This is a genomic window from Kitasatospora sp. P5_F3 (genome assembly GCF_054049135.1).
In genome coordinates, this window is the sequence record NZ_JBFUMY010000180.1 from 1 (window position 1) to 1,772 (window position 1,772).

Here is a 1,772-nt window from a genome sequence, read left to right on the forward strand (position 1 = left end):
CTTGCCGCCGCTAACCTCGGCCAGCTGACCCGAGCCGTCAAGCGCAAGCTCAAACAGATCCAGTACCGCCCGCTTGCCGCCGCTAACCTCGGCCAGCTGACCCGAGCCGTCAAGCGCAAGCTCAAACAGATCCAGTACCGCCCGCACCTCGTCGACGGCTGCCTCGCCGGCACCGACCTGATCATGGACGGCTGACCGACAACACCCAATCAAGTTCAGTACCAACCGGCCCCATTCCAGGCTCTCGCGATGTAGGTTTCATCAACTTTGTTTCGTCTCACGGACTTTGCGTCTGTATTTGCGCGTGCCGCAAAGTCCGTGAGAGGGCGGAGGCTCTCACTCGGCAGCCCAGTCCTCACCGCTTTGGAGTGGGTTCTACGCCTCGGCGACGACGACGTAGAACGTCACGGTTGCGAGAAATGGGCCGTTTGCGAGGTGGTCSAGCCAGTGCTCTGCCGCCTCCTGGGTCAGATATCCGGCGGCGACGGCGCGCTGTGTGGTGCGCTCGAGCCCGAGGATCTTGTCAGCGGCCTGGGCGTTCCGGAAGACGGGCGTGATCGGGATGACAGCGGGTACCTCGAAGCCGGCCTCGGCTGCCAGCCGCGCGAGCTGGCTGCCGATGCGGGCATTGAGCACGGCCTTCTCGGTGACGTATCGGGTGTAGGCGTGGGACAGATCGGTGTTCGGGTGGTCGACGGTCAGGGTGCCCCAGTCGGGCTCGCCCATGACGAGCCGACCGCCGGACCGCAGTACCCGTCGGATCTCGCGGAGCACCCGGGCGGGGTCGTTGACGTGCTGCAGGACCCGGTCGGTGCGGGCCCGATCGGCGGTGTGGTCCGTCAGCGGTAGGTCGTGGAGGTCGCCGAGCCGGACGTCGACCGAGTGCTGCTCGACGGTGCGCTTGGTTGCGGCTTCGACAGCGGCCCGATCGTGGTCGACACCGATCACCGACCCTGTGCTGCCGGTTGCCTCGGCGAGCGCGCCGAGGTCGGTACCCGGGCCGCAGCCGAGATCCAGCACCGTCTGGCCCGGTCGGACAGCGAGCTCGTCGAGCATGCGCTTCTTGTAGGACTGGCCCAGGTCGGTCGCGGCAACCTGGTCGAGATAGGCGATCGGATCGGGAGTATCAGTCTCGAACGCTATGGAGGTCATACGCGCCAGTCAATCAACTCTCGTGCCGTGATTGCTGCCAGGCCGCTGAGTTCCGCCGGTGGATCGCTTTACCGAAGATCCCGTGCGCCGGGCCCGGTACGAGCGGTACCCGGCCGCAGACCGGGCCGCCGACGACCCACGACCGGCTCACCGCGGAGGTAAGGGAACCCACACGGGCTTGACATACAGCATTAGGAATCGGTGAGTCGGGGGTGGCGGTCCGTCAGGCCGCCGCCCTGTCCTGGCCGCTGCTCCGGGTTGACCCGTCTCAGCAAAGGTTGGCGGTCGGGCTTCGTCTCATCGGACTTTGACCATGGGCGGGGTCGTGTCGGGGGCGGGGGTGCGTGAGCTGGCAGGCGGCCGCAAAGCCGCTGGCTGCCTGTCCGTCCGAACAGTGCGTCAGAGTACGGCGAGCCGGTCCACCAGCAGCTCAACCCTCCACTCGGTGTCCTCCGGCGGCAGCCGTCCCGCCCGGGTCAGGGTGGCGAGTCCGTGCAGGGCTGCCCAGAACGTCTCGGTGAACAGTCCTGGGTGGACGCCGTTCCCGGCGACCTCGCCGAGGCTTTCCAACAGGGCGGCGAAGGCGTCCTTGAGAGGTTGTGGGGTGTCCTCGTTCGCGA

2 protein-coding genes and 1 pseudogene are annotated in these 1,772 nt (G+C 67.1%); 1 reads left to right on the forward strand and 2 read right to left on the reverse strand.

Features of this window, described 5'->3' with window-relative positions; translation table 11 throughout:
- Positions 1 to 195 (forward strand): annotated as a pseudogene (locus ACXJMZ_RS37150) (hypothetical protein); the annotation flags it as partial.
- Positions 196 to 375: 180 nt separating this feature from the next.
- On the opposite strand, the gene ACXJMZ_RS37155 reads toward ACXJMZ_RS37150, so the two are convergent.
- Both ACXJMZ_RS37155 and ACXJMZ_RS37160 read right to left on the reverse strand, forming a co-directional pair.
- The gene (locus ACXJMZ_RS37155; RefSeq protein WP_457034409.1) at positions 376 to 1,152 is read right to left on the reverse strand and encodes a methyltransferase domain-containing protein; all 777 of its coding nucleotides are present in this window, start codon (positions 1,150 to 1,152) and stop codon (positions 376 to 378) included.
- Between the two features lie 399 nt (positions 1,153 to 1,551).
- Positions 1,552 to 1,772: TetR-like C-terminal domain-containing protein (locus ACXJMZ_RS37160; RefSeq protein WP_457034410.1), on the reverse strand; the 221-nt coding region annotated here is incomplete at its 5' end.